The sequence below is a fragment of the Palleronia sp. LCG004 genome, assembly GCF_032931615.1.
Taxonomy (GTDB): Bacteria; Pseudomonadota; Alphaproteobacteria; order Rhodobacterales; family Rhodobacteraceae; genus Palleronia.
In genome coordinates, this window is sequence record NZ_CP136759.1 from 961,881 (window position 1) to 981,948 (window position 20,068).

The 20,068-nt window shown below is 67.7% G+C and carries 18 protein-coding genes; 15 read left to right on the forward strand and 3 right to left on the reverse strand.

Annotated elements, in window-relative coordinates:
* Positions 1–14 precede the first annotated feature (14 nt).
* The 5 genes from RVY76_RS04665 (at position 15) to RVY76_RS04685 (ending at position 5,648) form a co-directional block, all read left to right on the forward strand.
* Complete coding sequence (locus tag RVY76_RS04665) at positions 15–2,108, forward strand: DEAD/DEAH box helicase (protein WP_317376193.1); 2,094 nt, start codon at positions 15–17, stop codon at positions 2,106–2,108.
* 285 nt (positions 2,109–2,393) lie between these two features.
* A complete protein-coding gene (locus tag RVY76_RS04670) occupies positions 2,394–3,428 on the forward strand; it encodes an AbrB family transcriptional regulator (protein ID WP_317376195.1) in 1,035 nt (344 codons plus the stop codon).
* Positions 3,429–3,492: 64 nt separating this feature from the next.
* Complete coding sequence (gene nth / locus RVY76_RS04675; RefSeq protein ID WP_317376196.1) at positions 3,493–4,167, forward strand: endonuclease III; 675 nt, start codon at positions 3,493–3,495, stop codon at positions 4,165–4,167.
* 33 nt (positions 4,168–4,200) lie between these two features.
* Complete coding sequence (locus RVY76_RS04680) at positions 4,201–5,190, forward strand: adenosine kinase (protein WP_317376197.1); 990 nt, start codon at positions 4,201–4,203, stop codon at positions 5,188–5,190.
* 77 nt (positions 5,191–5,267) lie between these two features.
* Complete coding sequence (locus RVY76_RS04685; protein WP_317376198.1) at positions 5,268–5,648, forward strand: HIT domain-containing protein; 381 nt, start codon at positions 5,268–5,270, stop codon at positions 5,646–5,648.
* 3 nt (positions 5,649–5,651) lie between these two features.
* Here the strand turns inward: RVY76_RS04685 and RVY76_RS04690 are convergent, their stop codons facing one another.
* Both RVY76_RS04690 and RVY76_RS04695 read right to left on the reverse strand, forming a co-directional pair.
* Complete coding sequence (locus tag RVY76_RS04690; protein ID WP_317376199.1) at positions 5,652–6,038, reverse strand: STAS/SEC14 domain-containing protein; 387 nt, start codon at positions 6,036–6,038, stop codon at positions 5,652–5,654.
* 66 nt (positions 6,039–6,104) lie between these two features.
* A complete protein-coding gene (locus tag RVY76_RS04695; protein WP_317376201.1) occupies positions 6,105–7,052 on the reverse strand; it encodes an ABC transporter ATP-binding protein in 948 nt (315 codons plus the stop codon).
* A 102-nt stretch (positions 7,053–7,154) separates the two neighbouring features.
* Between RVY76_RS04695 and RVY76_RS04700 the strand changes: the two genes are divergently transcribed.
* From RVY76_RS04700 to RVY76_RS04725, 6 genes are all read left to right on the forward strand, one after another.
* On the forward strand, positions 7,155–7,370 hold the full coding sequence (locus RVY76_RS04700) for a zinc-finger domain-containing protein (RefSeq protein WP_317376203.1): 216 nt from the start codon (positions 7,155–7,157) through the stop codon (positions 7,368–7,370).
* Entirely contained in the window at positions 7,367–7,891 is a 525-nt protein-coding gene (locus tag RVY76_RS04705; protein WP_317376205.1) for a hypothetical protein, read from the forward strand. The genes RVY76_RS04700 and RVY76_RS04705 overlap by 4 nt, the downstream gene beginning before the upstream one ends.
* Before the next feature lie 64 nt (positions 7,892–7,955).
* Positions 7,956–10,751 carry a DNA polymerase I gene (gene polA / locus RVY76_RS04710; protein ID WP_317376207.1) on the forward strand — a complete coding sequence of 932 codons (2,796 nt, stop codon included), beginning with the start codon at positions 7,956–7,958 and terminating at the stop codon, positions 10,749–10,751.
* Positions 10,748–11,287 carry a pseudouridine synthase gene (locus RVY76_RS04715; RefSeq protein WP_317376209.1) on the forward strand — a complete coding sequence of 180 codons (540 nt, stop codon included), beginning with the start codon at positions 10,748–10,750 and terminating at the stop codon, positions 11,285–11,287. Before polA ends, RVY76_RS04715 begins: the two co-directional genes overlap by 4 nt.
* A gap of 142 nt (positions 11,288–11,429) precedes the next feature.
* Entirely contained in the window at positions 11,430–11,954 is a 525-nt protein-coding gene (locus RVY76_RS04720; protein ID WP_317376211.1) for a peroxiredoxin-like family protein, read from the forward strand.
* Between the two features lie 84 nt (positions 11,955–12,038).
* Positions 12,039–12,686, forward strand: coding sequence for a hypothetical protein (locus RVY76_RS04725; RefSeq protein ID WP_317376212.1), 648 nt, complete (start codon positions 12,039–12,041; stop codon positions 12,684–12,686).
* A gap of 4 nt (positions 12,687–12,690) precedes the next feature.
* Here RVY76_RS04725 and RVY76_RS04730 read toward each other — a convergent pair whose 3' ends face one another.
* Positions 12,691–13,278: a DUF1285 domain-containing protein gene (locus tag RVY76_RS04730; protein ID WP_317376214.1), complete on the reverse strand. Its 588-nt coding sequence runs from the start codon at positions 13,276–13,278 to the stop codon at positions 12,691–12,693.
* A gap of 63 nt (positions 13,279–13,341) precedes the next feature.
* On the opposite strand from RVY76_RS04730, the gene RVY76_RS04735 reads away from it, so the two are divergent.
* From RVY76_RS04735 to RVY76_RS04750, 4 genes are read left to right on the forward strand one after another with little or no spacing between them, the layout of a single operon-like run.
* Complete coding sequence (locus RVY76_RS04735) at positions 13,342–14,340, forward strand: MoxR family ATPase (RefSeq protein ID WP_317376216.1); 999 nt, start codon at positions 13,342–13,344, stop codon at positions 14,338–14,340.
* Entirely contained in the window at positions 14,337–15,209 is an 873-nt protein-coding gene (locus RVY76_RS04740; protein WP_317376218.1) for a DUF58 domain-containing protein, read from the forward strand. Before RVY76_RS04735 ends, RVY76_RS04740 begins: the two co-directional genes overlap by 4 nt.
* A complete protein-coding gene (locus RVY76_RS04745) occupies positions 15,209–17,977 on the forward strand; it encodes a DUF4159 domain-containing protein (RefSeq protein ID WP_317376219.1) in 2,769 nt (922 codons plus the stop codon). The genes RVY76_RS04740 and RVY76_RS04745 overlap by 1 nt, the downstream gene beginning before the upstream one ends.
* A 34-nt stretch (positions 17,978–18,011) precedes the next feature.
* Positions 18,012–20,066 (forward strand): hypothetical protein, encoded by a 2,055-nt coding sequence (locus RVY76_RS04750; RefSeq protein WP_317376221.1) that lies wholly within the window; start codon positions 18,012–18,014, stop codon positions 20,064–20,066.
* Positions 20,067–20,068: the final 2 nt, after the last annotated feature.

The following is a 20,068-nucleotide window of genomic DNA, read 5'->3' on the forward strand; positions in this document are numbered from 1 at the left end:
GATCGGCTTTCTCCATGATCCAGACCCTCTCCGATGCGCTCGCCGAGCGTGGCTACGACACATTGACCCCGGTTCAGGAGGCCGTGACGGCCCCCGAACTCGACGGGGCGGACCTGCTCGTCTCGGCGCAGACCGGGTCGGGCAAGACGGTGGGGTTCGGGCTCGCCATCGGGCCGACGCTGCTGGAGCAGGACGGGACGCTCGGGGCGGCTGCGGCACCACTCGCGCTCGTCATCGCGCCGACGCGCGAGCTTGCGTTCCAGGTCATGCGCGAGCTGACATGGCTTTATGCCAAGGCCGGCGCTCGGGTCGCCTCGTGCGTGGGCGGGATGGACATGCGCGACGAGAGACGCGCGCTCGAGCGGGGCGCGCATATCGTCGTGGGGACGCCGGGGCGGCTTCGCGACCACATCCAGCGCGGCTCGCTCGACATGACGTCGCTCCGGGCGGTCGTGCTCGACGAGGCAGACGAGATGCTGGACCTCGGCTTTCGCGAGGATCTGGAATTCATGCTGGGCGAGGCCCCCGAGGAGCGCCGCACGCTGCTTTTCTCGGCCACGGTGCCGCCGATGATCGTGACGCTCGCCCGGAACTACCAGCGCGACGCCGTGCGCGTCACGACGCTTTCGGACCGCAGCCAGCACAGCGACATCGCCTATCAGGCGTTGCGCGTCGCGCAGCAGGATGCCGAGAACGCCATCATCAACGTCCTGCGCTACCACGAAGCGCAGAACGCGATCGTCTTTGCCAATACGCGCGCGACTGTGAACCGTCTGACCGCGCGGTTCGCCAATCGCGGTTTCGCCGTGGTCTGCCTTTCGGGTGAGCTCAGCCAGACGGAGCGGAGCCATGCGTTGCAGGCGATGCGCGACGGACGCGCCCGGGTCTGCGTCGCGACGGACGTCGCCGCGCGGGGCATCGACCTGCCCAACCTTGAGCTCGTGATCCATGCGGAGCTGCCCTCGAACGCCGAGGGGCTTCTGCATCGGTCGGGCCGGACGGGACGCGCGGGGCGCAAGGGCATCTCGGCGCTCGTCGTGCCGCCGAAGGCCCTGAAGCGGGCCGAGCGGCTGCTCAAGACCGCCCGCGTCACCGCGGAATGGACGACGGCCCCCGACGCGGACGAGATCCTTGCCCGCGACGAGGAACGGCTGATGGCCGATCCGACGTGGAAGGACAAGATCAGCGAGAGCGAGGCGCGCTTTGCCGAGCGTCTGCTGTCGGAGCAATCGGCCGAGGCGGTGGCGGCGGCATATCTGCGCCTCTACCGGACCAAGCATTCCGCCCCCGAAGAGCTCGCCGCACCCGACGCACGCCCCGCGCCGAAGAAGGACGTCCCCTTCGGCCCGAGCGCATGGATCGCGTTGTCGGTCGGACGCGCGGACCGGGCCGAGCCGCGCTGGCTGCTGCCGCTGCTCTGCCGGGCCGGTGGGCTCGACAAGGACGCGATCGGCGCGATCCGCGTTCAGCAATCCGAGACCTTCGTGGAGCTGTCGGAGGCGAGCCTGTCCGGCTTCCTCTCCAAGCTCGGCCAAGGTGGCACGCTGGAAGAAGGCGTGAGCGTCCGCAAGCTCGAGGGCACACCCGATCTCGGCAAGGGGCCACGGCCCGCGCATGCGGAGCCCAGGAAACAGCCGGCGCGATCGCCGGCGACGCCGAAGGCTCCGGTCGCGGAAGCGCGCCACGAAGAAAAGCCCGCCCATCCGAAGGCGCGGCCCGACGCATCGGACCCCGCAAAGCCGCGCGAAAGACCGGCTGCCGCGCCGAAGGCACCGGTCGCGAAACCCAGGTCCGACGACAGGCCCGCGCATCCGAAGTCGCGGGAGCGGACGAAGGACCGGCCGTTCGACCGCAAGGCCGAACCCGGTGCGGAGAGGCCTTTCCGCAAGAAGGACGGCCCGCCCGCGAAGCGCGCGGCCAACGGGCCGTCGGCGGCACCCCGGAAGGGCGGAGGCAAACCCCGGAGTGGCCCGCCTGCGGGCAAGGCATCGGCGTCGGACACGTCCAAGCGGTTCAAGCCGCCCCACCAATCGGCATCCGGCAAGCCCCGCCGCGACGCGGGCGGCGGTGCCGGTCCGCGCAAGACACCGCGGCCGAAGCGCCCCTGACTTCGGTCTCTGCCGTCGGTCGGATCTGCGCGCTTCTTTCGGCCGGGATGCGGGGGTGGCCGGTGTCGATGATGTGCCGCGAATAGTCGCATCTGCATCTTTCGGTTCGGCATCGGCACGCTCGATCCGTTTCGCGCGACGCGAATTGGGACGGGCGCTGTCGATCTCGGTCGGGGGGCGATCTATCTATCCGCGAAAGGGCCGGTGCAGCGCATCGCGTCCATGCCGTTCCGTCCGGGCAATGCATGGATGACGGTGACTGGATCATCGGAGTTGAGAGGGACCATGGCAGATGCGAAGGCCAGTGCGACCGCCATGGTGGCGGCGCTCTCCGGGGCGGCTCTGGCCACCCTTCTGGGTCTGCCCGCGGGCGCGCTGATCGGAAGTACGCTCGGCGTCGCCGCCGCGACGGCCATGGGGTTCAGGGTGGCGGTGCCCTCCCGGTTGCGCGACGTCGCGTTCGCACTGATCGGCATCTCGCTCGGTTCGGGGATAGACGAGGACGTCTTCGGGCAGATCGGCCAGTGGACGCTGAGCCTCGCGATCCTCGTCGTGGCGCTGATCGCGACGATGGCGGCGGGAATCGTCGTGCTGGACCGCGTTTTCGGCCTCGACCGCGAGACGGGCGCATTGGCGAGTTCACCCGGCACGATGTCGAACGCCATCGCAATCGCCGTGGATGGGCGCGGCGACGCCACTGCGGTCATGTTCCTGCAGCTCATGCGGCTCTTCGTGCTCGTCGTCGCCGTCCCGCCGCTTGCCGTCTTTCTCGATGGCGGCGGCAGTGCGGCACCGGGGCAGATCGATCCGATGGGGTGGGTCCCGCTCTTGGCGGTCTTTGCGCTGTCGCTCACCCTCGGGACGATCGGCGGGCGGGTCGGATTTCCGGCCGCCAGCCTGCTGGGGGGCATGCTGGTCAGCGCCGGGGCCCATGCCTTCGGGCTGGCGCACGGGGGCGCGCCCGGCTGGCTCGTCATGCTCGCCTTCGCGATCACCGGGGCCGTTCTCGCCTCGCGGCTCGAGCGGATCGGCCGGGGGCAGATCCGCCGCTATGCCGTCGCGGGGGCGGCCTCGGTCGGGATCGCGCTGCTTCTGTCGCTGGTCTTCGCGATGGTCGTGAAGGCGCTGACGGGCCTGCCGTTCGGGCAGGTCTGGATCGCCTTCGCGCCCGGCGGGATCGAGGCGATGGCCGCGATCGGACTCTCGCTCGGCTACGATCCCGCCTATATCGCGATCCATCATTTCGCCCGGATCTTCGCGCTCGTGCTGATCGTGCCGGCCTTCCTGCGGCTGACGCCCGGCGGGGCCCGACGCTCCTGACCGGCGGGCCGAGGGGTGCCGAAGGGGCTTGATGGCGAACGGGGTGCGGGGCATAGAGCGGCCCATGCCGAAGGCGCTTTCCTATCGCGAGATCGACGAGATCTTCACCCGCTTCGAGGCGGCCGAGGCCGAGCCCAAGGGCGAGCTCGACCACGTGAACGCCTACACGCTCGTCGTCGCGGTCGCCCTGAGCGCGCAGGCGACCGATGCGGGCGTGAACAAGGCGACGCGGTCGCTCTTCGCCAAGGTGCAGGACCCGCAGGCGATGCTCGATCTCGGCGAGGAGGGGCTGGTCGAGCATATCAAGTCGATCGGCCTTTATCGCAACAAGGCCAAGAACGTGATGAAGCTCAGCCGCATCCTCGTCGAGGAATACAACGGCGAGGTTCCCTCGTCGCGCGCGGCGCTCGAAAGCCTGCCGGGCGTTGGACGCAAGACGGCGAACGTGGTGCTGAACATGTGGTGGGGCCATCCCGCGCAGGCCGTCGACACCCATATCTTCCGCGTCGGCAACCGCACCCGCATCGCGCCGGGCAAGGATGTCGTCGCGGTCGAGCGTGCGGTCGAGGACAACGTGCCCGCGCGGTTCCAGCGCCACGCGCATCACTGGCTGATCCTGCATGGCCGATATACCTGCCTCGCGCGCAAGCCCAAATGCCCCGCATGTCTCATCGCCGATCTCTGCCCGTTCGAGGACAAGACGCCGATGCCGCAGAATGCCGCCGCGCCCCGGACGTGATCCGGGGCCCCTCCGACCGCCAGGGAGTACAGGATGACCAGAAGCTATGACGTGATCGGCATCGGCAATGCCGTCGTGGACGTCATCACCCATGCCGATGACGGCTTTCTCGAGCATATGGGCATCGAGAAGGGGATCATGCAGCTCATCGACCGGGAGCGTGCCGAACTGCTCTATGCCGCGATGGGCGAGCGTGTGCAGGCCGCGGGCGGATCGGTCGCCAATACAGTGGCCGGGGCCGGGCGGATGGGCCTGAGCTCGGCCTTCGTGGGCAAGGTCAAGGACGATGCGCTCGGCCGGTTCTACGTCGAGAACATGGAAGAGTTCGGGACCGCGTTTCCCAATGCCCCCGTCGCCGAAGTCGAGGCCCCCACGACACGTTCGATGATCTTCGTCTCGCCCGACGGCGAGCGGTCGATGAACACCTATCTCGGGGCGGGGGCCGATTTCCGCGCCGAGGACGTGCCCGGAGACGTCTTTTCCGGCGCGAAGTTCCTGTTCCTCGAGGGCTATCTGTTCGACAAGGACGAGGGGAAGACGGCGTTCCGGCAGGCGGCCTCGCTCATGCACGCGGCCGGAGGGCAGGCTGGCCTCGCGCTCAGCGATCCGTTCTGCGCCGAACGCCACCGCGCCGATTTCCAGCGGCTCATCGCCGAGGAGATCGATCTCGTCATCGCGAACGAGGCGGAATGGACGACGCTTTACGAAACCGATCTCGACACCGCGCTCGACCGTGCGGCGGCGGCGTGTCGCATCGTGGTCTGCACGCGTTCGGGCGACCCGGTGATCGTGATCGGCGACGGCAACCGGATCGAAATCCCCGTGACCCGCGTGGTGCCCGTCGATGCGACGGGCGCGGGCGACCAGTTCGCAGCCGGATTTCTCTACGGTCTCGTGAACGGTCGCGACCTCGAGACCTGCGGGCGGATGGGCGTCCTCGCCGCCGCCGAGGTGATCGGGCATGTCGGGCCGCGCCCCGAGGCCGACATGGTTGCGATCTTCCGCGAGAACGGCCTTCTCTGAGCGATTGGCGGCCTCGCAGGCGGGGCCGTGCCGCGCTAGGCCTTGACCCGACGATTACCCGATGACGGAGCCACGACATGCCCTTCGACTATGACGACCAGAACATCTTCGCGAAGATCCTGCGCGGAGAGATCCCGAACGATACCGTCGCCGAGACGGAGATGTCGCTCGCCTTCAACGACATCTCGGCGCAGGCCCCGGTGCATGTTCTGGTGATCCCCAAGGGGGCTTATACCTGCCACGACGACTTCGCCGCCAATGCGAGCGATGCGGAGATCGCGGATCTGACGCGCCTGACGGCGCGCGTGATCGCCGAGAAAGGGCTCAGCACGGGCGACGACGGCGCGGGCTACCGCATCATCACCAATTCGGGGCGCGATGGCGTGCAGGAGGTTCCGCATTACCACCTGCACATCCTGGGCGGTCGGCCTCTCGGGCGGATGCTCGAGAAGGGCTGAACCCTAGTCCGGACGCGCGCCGACGAAGGCCCAGGCCTCGTCGGTCTGCTCGCGCGGGAAGGTCTTTGCCTCGATCGGCAGGATCTTTCCCATCCATTCTATCATGCGCGACGGTCCGTCAGGTGCGCCCACCACGACGTACTTGTCGACCTTCCCGAGCGAGCGGAATCGCGATTTCAGCGTTTCCCACTGGAAACTCGCGCCGGTCTCGGACCCTTCGAACCTGTCGAAGATCATCAGCATCGACACGTTGTCATGCGTCTCGAACTGCTCGTTCATGTAGGCACCCATCGCCTCCATGTCCTCGGCGCTGACCTCGCCCATGATGTGAAAGGCGAAGACGTCGTTCTCGGTCGTGGGGGCTTCTCGGACGGTGGGGGTGACGAACATCTGGAGGCTCCTTTCGCTGTTCCGCTCAAAGCGCGCCGGAGCCCCGCGTGGTTCCCCCCGCGGACCTCAGGCCGCGTCGGGCGCGCGGGTCCGGGTCAGCTCGAGGAATACGTCCTCGAGATGCGGCTCCTCGATCGACACGTCGGCGATCGTCACGCCCGCCTCGCGCAGGGCGATCAGGATGTCGCCCGGCGAGGTGCGCGTCTTGGAATAGTTGATCGCGAGGAGCCCGCCGTCGCGGCGTTCGAGCTCGGCATCCTGGGGCAGGGCGATCTCGGCGGGGGCGGGGCTTTCGGGCTGGATCACCAGCGTCTTGGTGTCGATCCGACCGATCAGCTTTGATGTCGTGTCGCGCACCAGCATTCGTCCCTGATGCATGATCGCGATCTCGTCGCACATCTCCTCGGCTTCCTCGAGGTAATGCGTCGTCAGGATGATCGTCATGCCCCCCTCGTTGAGCTTGCGGACATTGCGCCAGAGCATCTGGCGAAGCTCAATGTCGACGCCCGCCGTCGGCTCGTCGAGCACGAGGATCCGCGGATTGTGGACCAGTGCCTTGCCGAGCAGCAATCTGCGCCGCATCCCCCCGGAGAGGTTCCGCGCATAGGCGTCGCCCTTGTCTTCGAGCCCGATCATCTCGAGGATCTCGTCGGTGCGGCGTTCCGATTTCGGCACGCCGTAAAGCCCCGCCTGCACGTCGAGCGAGGCACGCGGCGTAAAGAACGGATCGAGGTTGAGTTCCTGCGGCATGACCCCGATCGCGGCGCGCGACTGGCGCGGGTTCACATCCTGGTCGAAGCCCCAGATCTTCACCTCACCCTTCGATTTCACGACGAGGCCCGCGAGGATGTTGATCAGCGTCGATTTGCCCGCGCCGTTCGGCCCGAGCAGTCCGAAGATCGACCCGCGCGGAATGTCGAGGTCGATATCGGTCAGCGCGTCCTTGGCCGGTTCCCCGCCCGAGCCGGCATAGGTCTTGGAAAGGCCGGAAATCTCGATGGCGTTGTCGCTCATGGGGTCACTCCACTTGCCCCGGGTGACGGGACGTTTATGATCTGTGGCTGACCTAGGCCCCGGTCCGCACCGGGGCAAGCCCGACCATCCGAAGGAAGACCCATGTCCGAGAAACCCGTCGATCTCGAAGGTCCGAAACAGCCGACCGGAGCCTATGACGAGCCCGAGACCGAACTGGTCGAGACCACACGCGTCAGCTGCGACGGTGGCATGACCCATCCGCGCGTCTGGCTGCAGATCCCCGAGGAACGCGGCTGGGTCGAATGCGGCTATTGCGACAAGCGCTTCGTCCTCAAGGACGGTGCGGACGCGCATTGATCCGCGGGGCGGCAGCGCTCTGCCTGGCGCTTGCCGGCCCGGTTGCGGCCGCCACCGAATACGGCCTCGTCGCGAACAAGACCGGGCTGTCGCTGGTCTTTCCGCTGCAGGTCGAAAGCCCCGAGGGCCGGGATCTCGGCGTGACGCTGCGCGAGCCCGGGTCGGAGGACGTGGCCCTCTCCGCCCTGCTCGAAGGGGGCGCGTTCTTTCGCGTGCTCGTCCCGCCCGGGACCTACGTCGTGCGGTTCGCCCCGCTGGACGGCGATGGCCCGTCCCTCGAGACCCGTCCCCTGACATTCGAGATCACGGGTCCTGCCAGCAAGGGCGGGCATCTCCTGACGCTCGACGAGGGCGGCATCGCGGGGACGCGTCCCATCGCGCTTTGCCAGAGCTACGGCTACGATGCCCATGCGATCACAGAGCTCAGACAGTATTGGGACGATCTGCGCGACGGGTCCGAAGTGGGCGAGGCGCTGCCGGTCCCGCCGCGCCGCGAGCTGTCGGAACGTCTCTGCGACTGAGGGGGGCACTGGCCGTCGCGGCCTGCCCGTGGCAGAAGGCGCGCGCAGCATAAGGGAGCCGGTCATGGCGTTCGGAAAAGGACATCACCTCCACCTGGTCGACGGGTCGGCCTTCATCTTCCGCGCCTATCATGCGCTGCCGCCGCTCACGCGCAAGTCGGACGGCCTGCCGGTGGGCGCGGTGTCGGGCTTCGTCAACATGATCTGGAAGATGATCGAGGACAATCGCGGCCCCGACGCGCCGACCCATGCGGCCGTGGTCTTCGACAAGGGGTCGATCACCTTCCGCAACGAGCTCTACGATCAGTACAAGGCAAATCGCGAGGCGATGCCCGAGGATCTGCGCCCGCAGATCCCCCTGACGCGGGACGCCACGCGCGCCTTCAACCTCGCCTGTCTGGAGCAGGAGGGGTTCGAGGCCGACGACATCATCGCGACGCTTGCGATCCGCGCCCGCGACGCCGGCGGCCGCGTGACGATCATCAGCTCCGACAAGGACCTGATGCAGCTCGTGGGCGGCGGGGTCGAGATGTTCGACGCGATGAAGAACGTGCGGATCGACGCGGAGGGCGTGCACGCCAAGTTCGGCGTCGGCCCCGATCGCGTGGTGGACGTTCAGGCACTTGCGGGCGACAGCGTCGACAATGTGCCGGGCGCGCCCGGCATCGGCATCAAGACGGCTGCATTGTTGATCAACGAATTCGGTAGCCTGGAGGATCTTCTTGAGAGAACGGATGAGGTTCCGCAACCCAAGCGCCGCCAGACCCTGATCGACCATGCCGACCAGATCCGCCTGTCAAAGACGTTGGTGCAGCTCGATTGCGAGATGGATCTGGAATACGATCTCGACAGTCTTGAGGTGAAGGCCCCGGTGGCGGACGATCTCATCGCCTTCCTCTCCGAGATGGAGTTCCGCACCATCGTCAAGCGCGTCTCGGATGCCCTGGGCGTCGAGGCACCCGCCGTGACCGCCACCGCCGAGCAGGCCCCGGCCCCCGCGGAAAAGGCCGAACAGCCTCCGTTCCCAGAAACCTACGACTGGGTCCGCGACGAGGCGACGCTCGAGGCATGGATCGCGAAGGCCCATGCCCGCGGCTATGTCGCGGTCGATACGGAAACCACCGCGCTCAACGAGATGCAGGCCCTTTTGGTCGGTGTGTCGCTGGCCCTCGCCCCGGGCGAGGCCTGCTATATCCCGCTGACCCACAAGGAGAATGCCGAGGCCGATCTCTTTGCGACGGATGCGCTGGCCGAGGGGCAGATCGCCCAGGACCGCGCGCTGGAACTTCTCAAGCCGCTCTTCGAGGATTCGTCGGTCCTCAAGATCGGACAGAACCTCAAATACGACGCCAAGATCCTCGCACGGCTGGGCATCGGCCTCGCGCCGATCGACGACACGATGCTGATGAGCTACGCAATGAATGCGGGGCTGCACAATCACGGCATGGACGTGCTGTCGGAACGCTATCTGGGGCACAACCCGATCCCGATCAAACAGCTCATCGGGTCGGGCAAGAGCCAGATCACCTTCGACAAGGTTCCGGTCGACAAAGCCGTGACCTACGCGGCCGAGGACGCGGATATCACGCTGAGGCTCTGGCAGCTCTTCAAGCCGCAGCTGCACCGCTCCCGCGTCACGACGGTCTACGAGACGCTGGAGCGTCCGCTGATCCCGGTTCTGGCCCGGATGGAAATGGCCGGTGTCGAGGTCGATCGCGAAACGCTGAGCCGCATGTCGGGGGCTTTCGCGCAGAAAATGGCAGCCCTCGAATCAGAGATCCACGAGCTCGCCGGCGGGGAGTTCAAGGTCGGATCGCCCAAGCAGCTGGGCGAGATCCTGTTCGACAAGCTCGGCCTGCCGGGCGGGAAGAAGGGCAAGACGGGAGCTTACGGGACCGGGGCCGACATCCTCGAAGACCTCGCGACGGAACACGAGCTGCCCGGCAAGGTTCTCGACTGGCGGCAGGTCAGCAAGCTGAAATCGACCTATACGGACGCGCTGCAGGACCATATCGACCCCGAGACGGGGCGCGTTCACACGTCCTATTCCATCGCGGGTGCCGCGACCGGAAGGCTCGCATCGACCGATCCGAACCTGCAGAACATCCCGATCCGCACCGAGGAGGGGCGGCGCATCCGCGAGGCATTCGTCGCGCCGAAAGGCAAGACGCTGGTGGCGCTCGACTACAGCCAGATCGAGCTCAGGATCCTGGCCCACATGGCCGGGATCGAGGAGCTGAAGCAGGCCTTCCGCGAGGGGCAGGACATCCACGCGCTTACCGCGTCCGAGATGTTCAACGTGCCCATGGACGAGATGACGTCCGAGATCCGCCGACAGGCGAAGGCGATCAATTTCGGCGTGATCTACGGCATTTCCGGCTTCGGGCTCGCCCGCAACCTCCGCATCCCGCGCGAAGAGGCGCAGGGCTTCATCGACCGCTATTTCGAACGCTTCCCCGGCATCAAGGACTACATGTCCGAAACGACCGCCTTCGCCAAGGAACACGGCTACGTCCAGACCATGTTCGGACGTCGCATCAACACGCCCGAGATCAACGCAAAGGGTCCGGGCGCGGGATTCGCGCGCCGTGCCGCGATCAACGCCCCCATTCAGGGCACCGCAGCCGACGTGATCCGCCGCGCGATGATCCGCATGGACGACGCGATCGCCGACCTTCCCGCGCGGATGCTGCTGCAGGTCCATGACGAACTTCTCTTCGAGGTGGACGAGGGTCACGAGGCGGCCCTGATCGATCGCGCGCGAGACGTGATGGAGGGTGCATCGTTGCCGGCCGTGCATCTGAGCGTCCCGCTCGAGGTCGATGCGGGGCAGGGTCCGAACTGGGCCTCCGCCCATTGACGCTGATCGCGTTCAACAAGCCCATGAACATCCTCAGCCAGTTCACCGACGAGGGGCGCTGGCGGGGGCTCTCGCGGTTCGGCCTGCCGCCGGGTGTCTATGCCGCCGGTCGGCTCGACCGCGACAGCGAGGGGCTGCTTCTCCTCACCGATGACGGACGGCTTCAGGCGCGCATCACCTCGGGCGATACGGCCAAGACCTATCTCGTCCAGGTCGAGGGCGAGCCGGACGATGCCGCGCTGGATGCATTGCGGGCAGGCGTGACGATGAAGGACGGCCCCACCAAACCGGCCGAGGCCACCCGCATCGCCGGGCCGGATCTCTGGCCGCGCGACCCGCCGGTGCGCTTTCGCAAGAGCGTGCCAGACGCCTGGATCTCGCTCACCATCCGCGAGGGGCGCAACCGGCAGGTCCGCCGCATGTGCGCGCATGTGGGCTTTCCGTGCCTCAGACTGGTGCGCTGGCAGGTCGGGCCGCATGCAATCGACGGGCTTGCGCCCGGCACCTGGCGCGAGGTGCCGCCCGTCGCGCGTTAGGGCCTGTCTGCGCCCCTGGGTCGGATCGCCGCGGCCCGAAACGGCTCGCGCGCGAAACATCCGGGCATCCTTGCCGTTGACGCCTCGCAAACCGGGGCGCGCCGTTGCCCCGGCATTCCATAGCGACGACAGGACATATCCCATGCCGAGCACACCCATCCCGGGCAAGAACGCCCCCGATCTCGACCTCAGGCTCATCATCGGCACCGACTGGAGCCTCAAGGCCCAGAGCCCCGATGCATTCTCGATGATCGTCTTCTTTCGCGGGCTGCATTGCCCGATCTGCAAGAGCTACCTCAAGGAGATCGCGGCCCAGCTTCCGACCCTGACCGAAAAGGGCGTCGCGGCCGTGACCGTCTCGATGGAAAGCGAGGACCGCGCGAAGGAGGCCCATTCCGACTGGGATCTCGGCGATCTGCCGATGGCCTGGGGGCTGACCGAAGAGCAGGCCCACGACTGGGGGCTTTATCTGTCGGAGAAGATCAAGGACGGCGAGCCCGATCTCTTCTGCGAGCCTGCGCTGTTTCTCGTGAAGCCCGACGGGACGCTTTATCTCGCCAATATCTCGAACATGCCGTTCGCGCGTCCGCCGATCGGCGATCTGGTCGACAAGATCGACTTCGTGATCGAGAAGGACTACCCCGCTCGCGGAACGCACGCGGCCTGATCGCGCGGCACAGGATGCGTCCCCGGGGTTTCGCCGCGAAACCTTGGGGACGATCATGACGATGGAGCGAGGAGTACGCCGACGATGGATTATTCTTGGGTCGTCTCGAATTCCGAAGTGATCAACCTCGTGCTCCAGGCGATCATGGTGTTGATCTGGGTCGCCTATCTGCAGCTCTTTCTCTTCAGCTATCTGCGGCAAAGACGCCCGGTCGTGCTGATCAACCGGTCCGTGGGCAGTTCCGAGAATGCACGGTGCTTCGTGTCGAACATGGGGGCCGAGCCTGTCCACCTCACGGCGCTCGTCGCGGACCTGACGATCGGTGACGAGGTCCATCGCAGCTTTGTGACGGATCGCGACGAGCTGGAGAAAAGCGGGATGTCGCAGCCGAGCGAGGGCACGAATCAGGGGCCTGTCGCTCCGGGCGGTTTCGTCGATGCAGGCAGCTTCGGCGAAATCGTGCGCCGTGCGCTTTCGCATATCGAGGACAAGGACGACGAGAACGAGGTCAGTCGCCTCAGCCTCATGGCACTCTGCAGTTCGGGCTATTCGAGCCATATCGTGGCCGGCGCGCGCACGTTCGAGATTGGCATGCGGGACGGCGCGCGGCACTTCATCCCGGTCGAGCCCACGACACTGCAGTATTCGTCCCGCCGGCATCAGCGCAGCAATTACGAGATTCTGCGCAAGCAGCTCGCGGACGAACGCGCCGATCTCGAGAACCCGCGCTGATCGTTCAGGGAAGCTCGTCCGACGGAATGATCGGAAAGAATTCGCCGCCCGAACGCAGCCCGAACCAGTCCCGGCCGTCGACCGTGTCGGTCTCTCCAAGCTCCACGAGGCGATAGAAGCTCTTGCGGTCGATCAGCGCCTCGAGATTGCGGCGTATGATGACGTAGGGGGCGGGCTCTCCGGTTTCTGGATCGCGCGTGACGCGGATCGGGTGGTCAGGCCCCGCCCGCGCCGTGTCACCGACATTCGTCTCGAAGACCAGATCCGAACCCTCGCGGGTGAAATCCACCGCGACGAAGGGTGCGTCCTCGACCCGGATGCCGACCTTTTCGACCGGCGTGACAAGGAAATAGGCGTCCCCCTCGCGGATCAGGATGGTCGAGAAGAGCCGCACCAGCGGCTTTCGCCCGATGGGCGTGCCCTGATAGAACCACGTCCCGTCGCGCCGGATCTCCATGTCGAGATCGCCGCAATAGGGCGGGTCCCAGCTTTCGACCGGCGGGAGGCCGCCTTTCGACGCGGCACGCGCGCTTTTCTCGAGGCTGCCGGCGTCTGGCTTCACATCCTTTTGTCTCTCAGGCTCTTTTGTCATTTGTGCCCGCCGTCGTAGGTGTCCATCATGACCTTGGCACGTAGACCTGAAGAGGATTTTGTCATGGCCGATCCCATCCTGGACGAGATCGACGCCCTCGGCGACAAGCTCGCCGCCGCGCGCGAGAGCATCACGGCACGTTTCGTGGGGCAGCGCCGGGTGGTCGACCTCGTCCTGACGACGCTTCTCTGCGGGGGGCACGGCCTGTTGATCGGTCTGCCGGGCCTCGGCAAGACGCGTCTGGTCGAGACGCTTTCGACCGTGATGGGCCTCGACGGCAAGCGGGTGCAGTTCACGCCCGACCTGATGCCCGCCGACATCCTGGGCTCCGAAGTGCTCGAGACCGGGCAGGACGGCAGCCGGGCCTTCAAGTTCATCCGCGGGCCGATCTTCTGCCAGCTGATGATGGCCGACGAGATCAACCGCGCGAGCCCGCGCACCCAATCGGCGCTTCTGCAGGCCATGCAGGAAAAGCAGGTGACGGTTGCCGGTCAGTCGCACACGCTCGCCGCGCCGTTCCACGTGCTGGCGACGCAGAACCCGATCGAGCAGGAGGGTACATATCCGCTGCCCGAAGCGCAGCTCGACCGGTTCCTGGTCGAGATCGACGTGCCCTATCCCGACCGCGCGACCGAACGTGACATCCTGCTGACCACGACCGGCGCGGAGGAGGCGGTCTCGCATGCCGTCTTTACCGCCGACGAGCTGATCGCGGCGCAGAGATTGCTGCGCCGGATGCCGGTGGGCGATGCGGTGGTCGAGATGATCCTCGACCTCGTGCGCGCCTGCCGTCCCGAGGACGAGACCGCGCCGCAGCCCGTCCGCGATCACGTCGGGTGGGGGCCTGGGCCGCGTGCGGCGCAGGCGCTCATGCTGACGGTGCGGGCCGCGGCGCTGCTCGACGGTCGCCTCGCGCCGAATGCCGAGGATGTGGCGGACATGGCGGTGCCGGTGCTGACGCACCGCATGGCGCTGAGCTTTGCCGCGCGGGCCCGCGGCGAGACGCTCGACCGCATCATCTCCGAGATCGTCGATCAGAAGACCCGGGCGCAGGCGGCGTGAGCGATCCCGCCCTCCTGAGGTCCCGGGCCGAGGCGCTCGCCGCGCCGCTTCCGGCGCTTCTGGCAGGGGCGCAGCATCTGGCCCGGACAGTGATCCTCGGGAGCCACGGCCGCCGGCGGCCGGGTCACGGGGACGAGTTCTGGCAATACCGCCCGGCGATGCAGGGCGATGCGGCGCGTTCGGTCGACTGGCGGCGCTCGGGGCGGTCCGACGGGCATTTCGTGCGCCAGATGGAATGGCAGGCGGCGCAATCGGTCATGCTCTGGGTCGACCGGTCGCGCTCCATGGCCTTCGCGTCGGGCGACGCGCCGCAGAAGGGCCAGCGCGCGGCCGAAGTCGCGCTTGCCGTGGCGATCCTGCTCGACCACGGGGGCGAGAGAGTGGGCCTTTCGGATCACGACCTTCCGCCGAGGACAGGTGCGCTGCAACTCCTGCGGATGGCGCAGGCGCTCGGGGCCGAGGGCGATGCCCCGGAATACGGTGCGCCGCTCGCGCGCGAGATGCCCTCGCGGTCGCGGGCGCTTTTCGTGTCGGATTTCATGGGTGACATCGCTCCGGTCGAGGGCGCATTGCTCGAGGCGGCCGATCGCGGGATCGGCGGCGTTCTGCTGCACGTGCTCGACCGTCAGGAGGAGGCCTTTCCCTTCGACGGGCGAACGATCTTCACCTCGATGGGTGGCACGATCCGCCACGAGACGCTGAAAGCGGGCGATCTGCGGGCGCGGTATCTCGACCGGCTGGCCGAACGGAAGGAGCGGTTGAGGTATCTCGCGCGCGTGACCGGCTGGCAATACAGCCTGCACCATACCGATGGACCTGCGAGTGCCGCACTGCTCTGGCTCTATGGCGCGCTGGAGCGGCACGCCTGATGTGGGTTCTCGGTCCCATCGGCTTTACCGCGCCCTGGCTGCTGCTGGGGCTTCTGGCGCTTCCCATTCTCTGGATCCTTCTGCGCGCGGTGCCGCCCGCGCCGATCAGGCGGCAATTTCCGGGCGTCGCGCTGCTTCTGGGTCTGCGCGACGACGAGCATCAGTCGGATCGCACCCCCTGGTGGCTTCTGCTGCTGCGTGCGCTGGCCGTGGCCGCCCTGATCGTCGGGTTCGCGGGGCCGGTGCTGAACCCGTCCGAACGGGTCGCGGGCAACGGGCCGCTTCTGGTGCTGCTCGACGGGACATGGGCCGATGCGCGTGACTGGCCGCGCCGGATCGACAGGGTGGAACAGGCGCTGGCCGAGGCCGCACGCGACGACCGGCCAGCGGCGATCGTCACGCTCACCGATCCGCCCGAGGGCGATCTGCCGTTCAGAGCCGCCAGCGACTGGAGCGCGCTGCTTTCCGGGTTCGCGCCGCGGGCCTGGCAGCCGGCGAATGCGGTCGACTGGGCCGAAGGCCTCGAGGGCGATTTCGAGACGATCTGGCTGTCGGACGGCACGGCGCAGGATTGGCGGCCGGATGTGCTGGCAGCGCTCGAGCAGCGTGGCACGGTCTCGGTTTTCGAATCGCCGCGGCCGATCTACGGGCTCAAGCCACCGACCTTTGTCGACGGGTCGATCGCCATCGACGCGCTGAGGGCCGGAACGGCGGGCGAGAGCGAGGTGACCATCGTCGCGCGCGGGCTCGATCCGAACGGGGTGGAGCGAGAGCTTGCCCGCGAGGAGATGAGCTTCGAGGGCGGCGCGGGCGAGGCGGAGCTGACCCTGTCGTTGCCGCCCGAGCTGCGCAACCGCATCACCCGGTTCGAGATCGAGGGCGTCCGCTCGGCCGGTGCGGTCGCGCTGACCGACGACGGGCTGAGACGGCGCGAGGTCGCGCTCATCTCGGGGGGCGACGATCGGGAGGGGCTGTCGCTGCTGTCGCCGCTTCATTACCTCGAGCAGGCGCTGGACCCCGTTGCGGACCTGATCGACGGGTCGCTTTCCGACGTCCTGCTGGCCAATCCGGACGTGATCGTCCTGGCCGATGTCGCGACGCTGCCGCAGGCGCAGGCCCAGGCGGTCGCCGACTGGGTCGAGGAGGGCGGTCTGCTGTTGCGCTTTGCCGGCCCCCGGCTGGCGGCGAGCGAGGCGGGACGTACCGATGCCGATCCGCTGATGCCCGTGCGGCTGCGGGCCGGGGGGCGGTCGGTCGGCGGCGCGATGAGCTGGGGCGAGCCCCGGACGCTCAGCGCATTTTCCGAAACCTCGCCTTTCTACGGGTTGCCGGTGCCGCCGGACGTGACGGTCGAGGCGCAGGTGATGGCCGAGCCCGATCCGACGCTGTCCGAACGCACGATCGCATCGCTGAGCGACGGCACGCCGCTGGTGACGCGCGACCGGATCGGGCAGGGGCAGGTCGTGCTTTTTCACGTGACGGCCAATGCGGAATGGTCGTCGCTGCCGCTTTCGGGACTTTTCGTGTCGATGCTGGAGCGCCTTGCCGTCTCGACCCGCCCGGCGCGCCCGACGGCCGAGGATCTGGCCGGCACGGTCTGGAGCGTCGATGCGGTGCTGACGGCGTTCGGCCAGGTCGACGAGGCGGGGACCTATCCCGGCATTTCGGGCGAGGCTCTGGCAGAAGCGCGTCCCGGCCCCGAGACGCCCCCGGGTCTCTATGCGGGCGAGGACCGGCGCATCGCGCTCAACGTCTTCGGGGCCGATGCGACGCTCGCCATGGCGGAATGGCCCGCGCGCATCGCGGTCGAGGGGCTCGGGATCGCGCGGGAGGTCGAACTGAAGGGCTGGCTCCTGGCGGGTGCGATCGCAATTCTCGCGTTAGACGTATTGGCTTCGCTCTGGCTCGCAGGGCGGTTGACGGGGCCGCGGGTCGCGGCCGCGCTGACGATACTCGCGCTTGCCATGCCGTTGGGAGAGGCGCGCGCGCAGGAGGGCGAGCGCCCGCCGCTGGGCGAGTTCGCGATCAAGGCGACGTCGGAGGTCGTGCTGGCACATGTCCTGACGGGCAATGCCGAGATCGACGGCATCGCGGAGGCCGGGCTCGAAGGGTTGTCGCGCACGCTCTTCGCCCGGACCTCGATCGAGCCGGCCGACCCGATGGGCGTGAACCTCGAGACCGATGAGCTTGCCTTCTTCCCGTTCCTCTACTGGCCCGTGACCGAGGATCAGCCGATCCCGTCGGACGAGGCCTATGCCAAGCTCAACACCTATCTGCGCGGCGGCGGCATGATCCTTTTCGACACCCGCGACGCAGACGTGGCGGGGTTCGGTTCGGCGACGCCCGCAGGGGCGAAGCTCGAGGAACTCGCGCGGCCGCTGGATATTCCGCCGCTCGAGCCGGTGCCGCAGGACCACGTCCTCACGCGGACATTCTATCTGCTGCAGGATTTCCCGGGCCGCCACGCGGGCCGCGATGTCTGGGTCGAGGCGGCCCCGCCAGACGCCGAAACGATCGAGGGCATGCCGTTCCGCAATCTCAACGACAACGTGACGCCGGTCGTGATCGGTGGCAACGACTGGGCCGCGGCATGGGCGATCGACGATGCGGGAAACCGGATGTTTCCGGTCGGTCGCGGCTTTGCCGGAGAGCGCCAGCGCGAGATCGCGCTGCGGTTCGGCGTGAACCTCGTGATGCATGTGCTGACCGGCAACTACAAATCCGATCAGGTGCACGTCCCCGCGCTGCTCGACCGGCTGGGACAATAGGCGGCGCGTCCGCCCGACAGAAGGACAGGCTGGAGTGACCGGAAACATCGTTCTCGACCCCCTCGTGCCGCTCTGGGCACTGGCGATCCTTGGTGCGCTCGTGGTTCTCGTCGCGGGTCTCGCGCTCTGGCGCGGGCTCGGGGGGTGGTGGTTGAGGGGGCTCGCGGGCATCGCGCTTCTCGCGGCGCTGGCAGGACCGTCCTTTCAACGCGAGGATCGCGCGCCGCTCAGCGATATCGTCATCGCCCTGGTGGACGAGAGTGCGTCGCAGGACCTGTCGGATCGCGGTGACCAGAGCGCGGCGGCGCTGGCCCGCATCGAGGCGGAGGTCGCCAATCTCGAGAATACCGAACTGCGCGTGGTGCGCATGGGCGACGGTGCCGGAGACGAGGGCAGTCTGTTGATGACGGCTCTGTCCGATGCCATGGCCGAGGAGCCCGCCGGACGTCTGGCGGGAGCGATCCTGATTTCGGACGGGCGGCTTCATGACGTGGAGCGCGCGCCGGACCTGCCGGCACCTCTGCACCTGCTGCTGACGGGGCGTGAGGAGGACTGGGACCGTCGGTTGAACATCCTGAACGCGCCCGCCTTCGCGATCCTGGGCGAAGAGGTCGCGCTGAGGCTCAGGATCGACAATCAGGGCGATGTCCCCGAGGCACAGACGGGCCCGGTGGAGATCGAAATCGCGGTCGACGGGGGCGAGCCCTCGACCTTCACCGTTCCTGTCGACGAGGATCTGGAACTGCCCGTGACGCTGCCGCATGGCGGTCGCAACGTGATCCAGTTCCGCGTTCCGGCGGTCGATGGCGAGCTGACCGACCGCAACAACGAGGCCGTCGTGCAGATCAACGGCGTCCGTGACCGGTTGCGCGTGCTCCTCGTCTCGGGCGAGCCGCATCCGGGCGAGCGGACCTGGCGCAACCTTCTGAAATCGGATTCGTCGGTCGATCTGGTGCATTTCACCATCCTGCGGCCGCCGGAGAAACAGGACGGCGTGCCGGTGGACGAACTCAGCCTCATCGCGTTTCCGACGCGCGAGCTGTTCCTCGACAAGATCGACGAGTTCGACCTCATCATCTTCGACCGGTATCAGCGGCGCGGGATTCTGCCGGCGATCTATCTCGACAACGTGCGTCAGTATGTCGAGACGGGAGGCGCGGTGCTGATCGCGGCCGGGCCAGACTTCGCCACGGCCGCCTCGCTCTATCGCTCGCCGCTGGGGGAGGTTCTGCCGGGCGCCCCGACGGGACAGGTGATCGAGGAGCCGTTCCTGCCGGAACTGACCGAGATCGGCGAACGGCATCCTGTGACGCAGGGCCTGACTGGCGGCGGCGAGGATCCCGAATGGGGCCGCTGGCTGCGCGAGATCGAGCTCGAGGCGACGGGTGGGCAGGTCGTGATGACGGGAAGCGGGGGCGGACCGCTCCTGATCCTCGACCGGGTCGGGGAAGGGCGCGTGGCCCTTCTGGGGTCGGACCATGCCTGGCTCTGGTCGCGCGGTTTCGACGGCGGCGGCCCCCAGCTCGAGCTGCTGCGCAGGCTCGCGCACTGGATGATGAAGGAGCCCGAGCTCGACGAGGAGGCGCTCGACGCGACGGCCGAAGGCCAGGAGATGACGATTACCCGCCGGACGCTCGGCGAGGATGTCGGCGATCTGGAGATCACGGGGCCGGGCGGCGAGGTGACCGTGATGCCGATGGAGGAGGTGGCACCGGGCCGGTTCCAGGCGCAATTCACCGGCCCCGAGACGGGGCTCTATCGGCTGGTCGAGGGCGAGGAGGAGGCCGTCATCGCGCTCGGGCCATCCGCGCCGCGCGAGTTCGAGCAGACGGTCGCGAGCGGAGATCTGCTCGAGCCGGTGATCGACGGGACGCGCGGCGGGATCCGCGCCATCGAGGACGGCGTCCCGGATCTGAGGACCGTTCGGGAGGGTCGTGTCGCGGCCGGTCGCGGATGGCTCGGCATCACGCCGCGCGGTGCCTATCTGACGGCCGACGTCACCACGCGGGCGATCCTGCCGGCATGGGCCTGGCTTCTGATCGCGGCGGCATTGACGCTCGGTGCATGGCTGCGCGAGGGACGCCGCTGAGC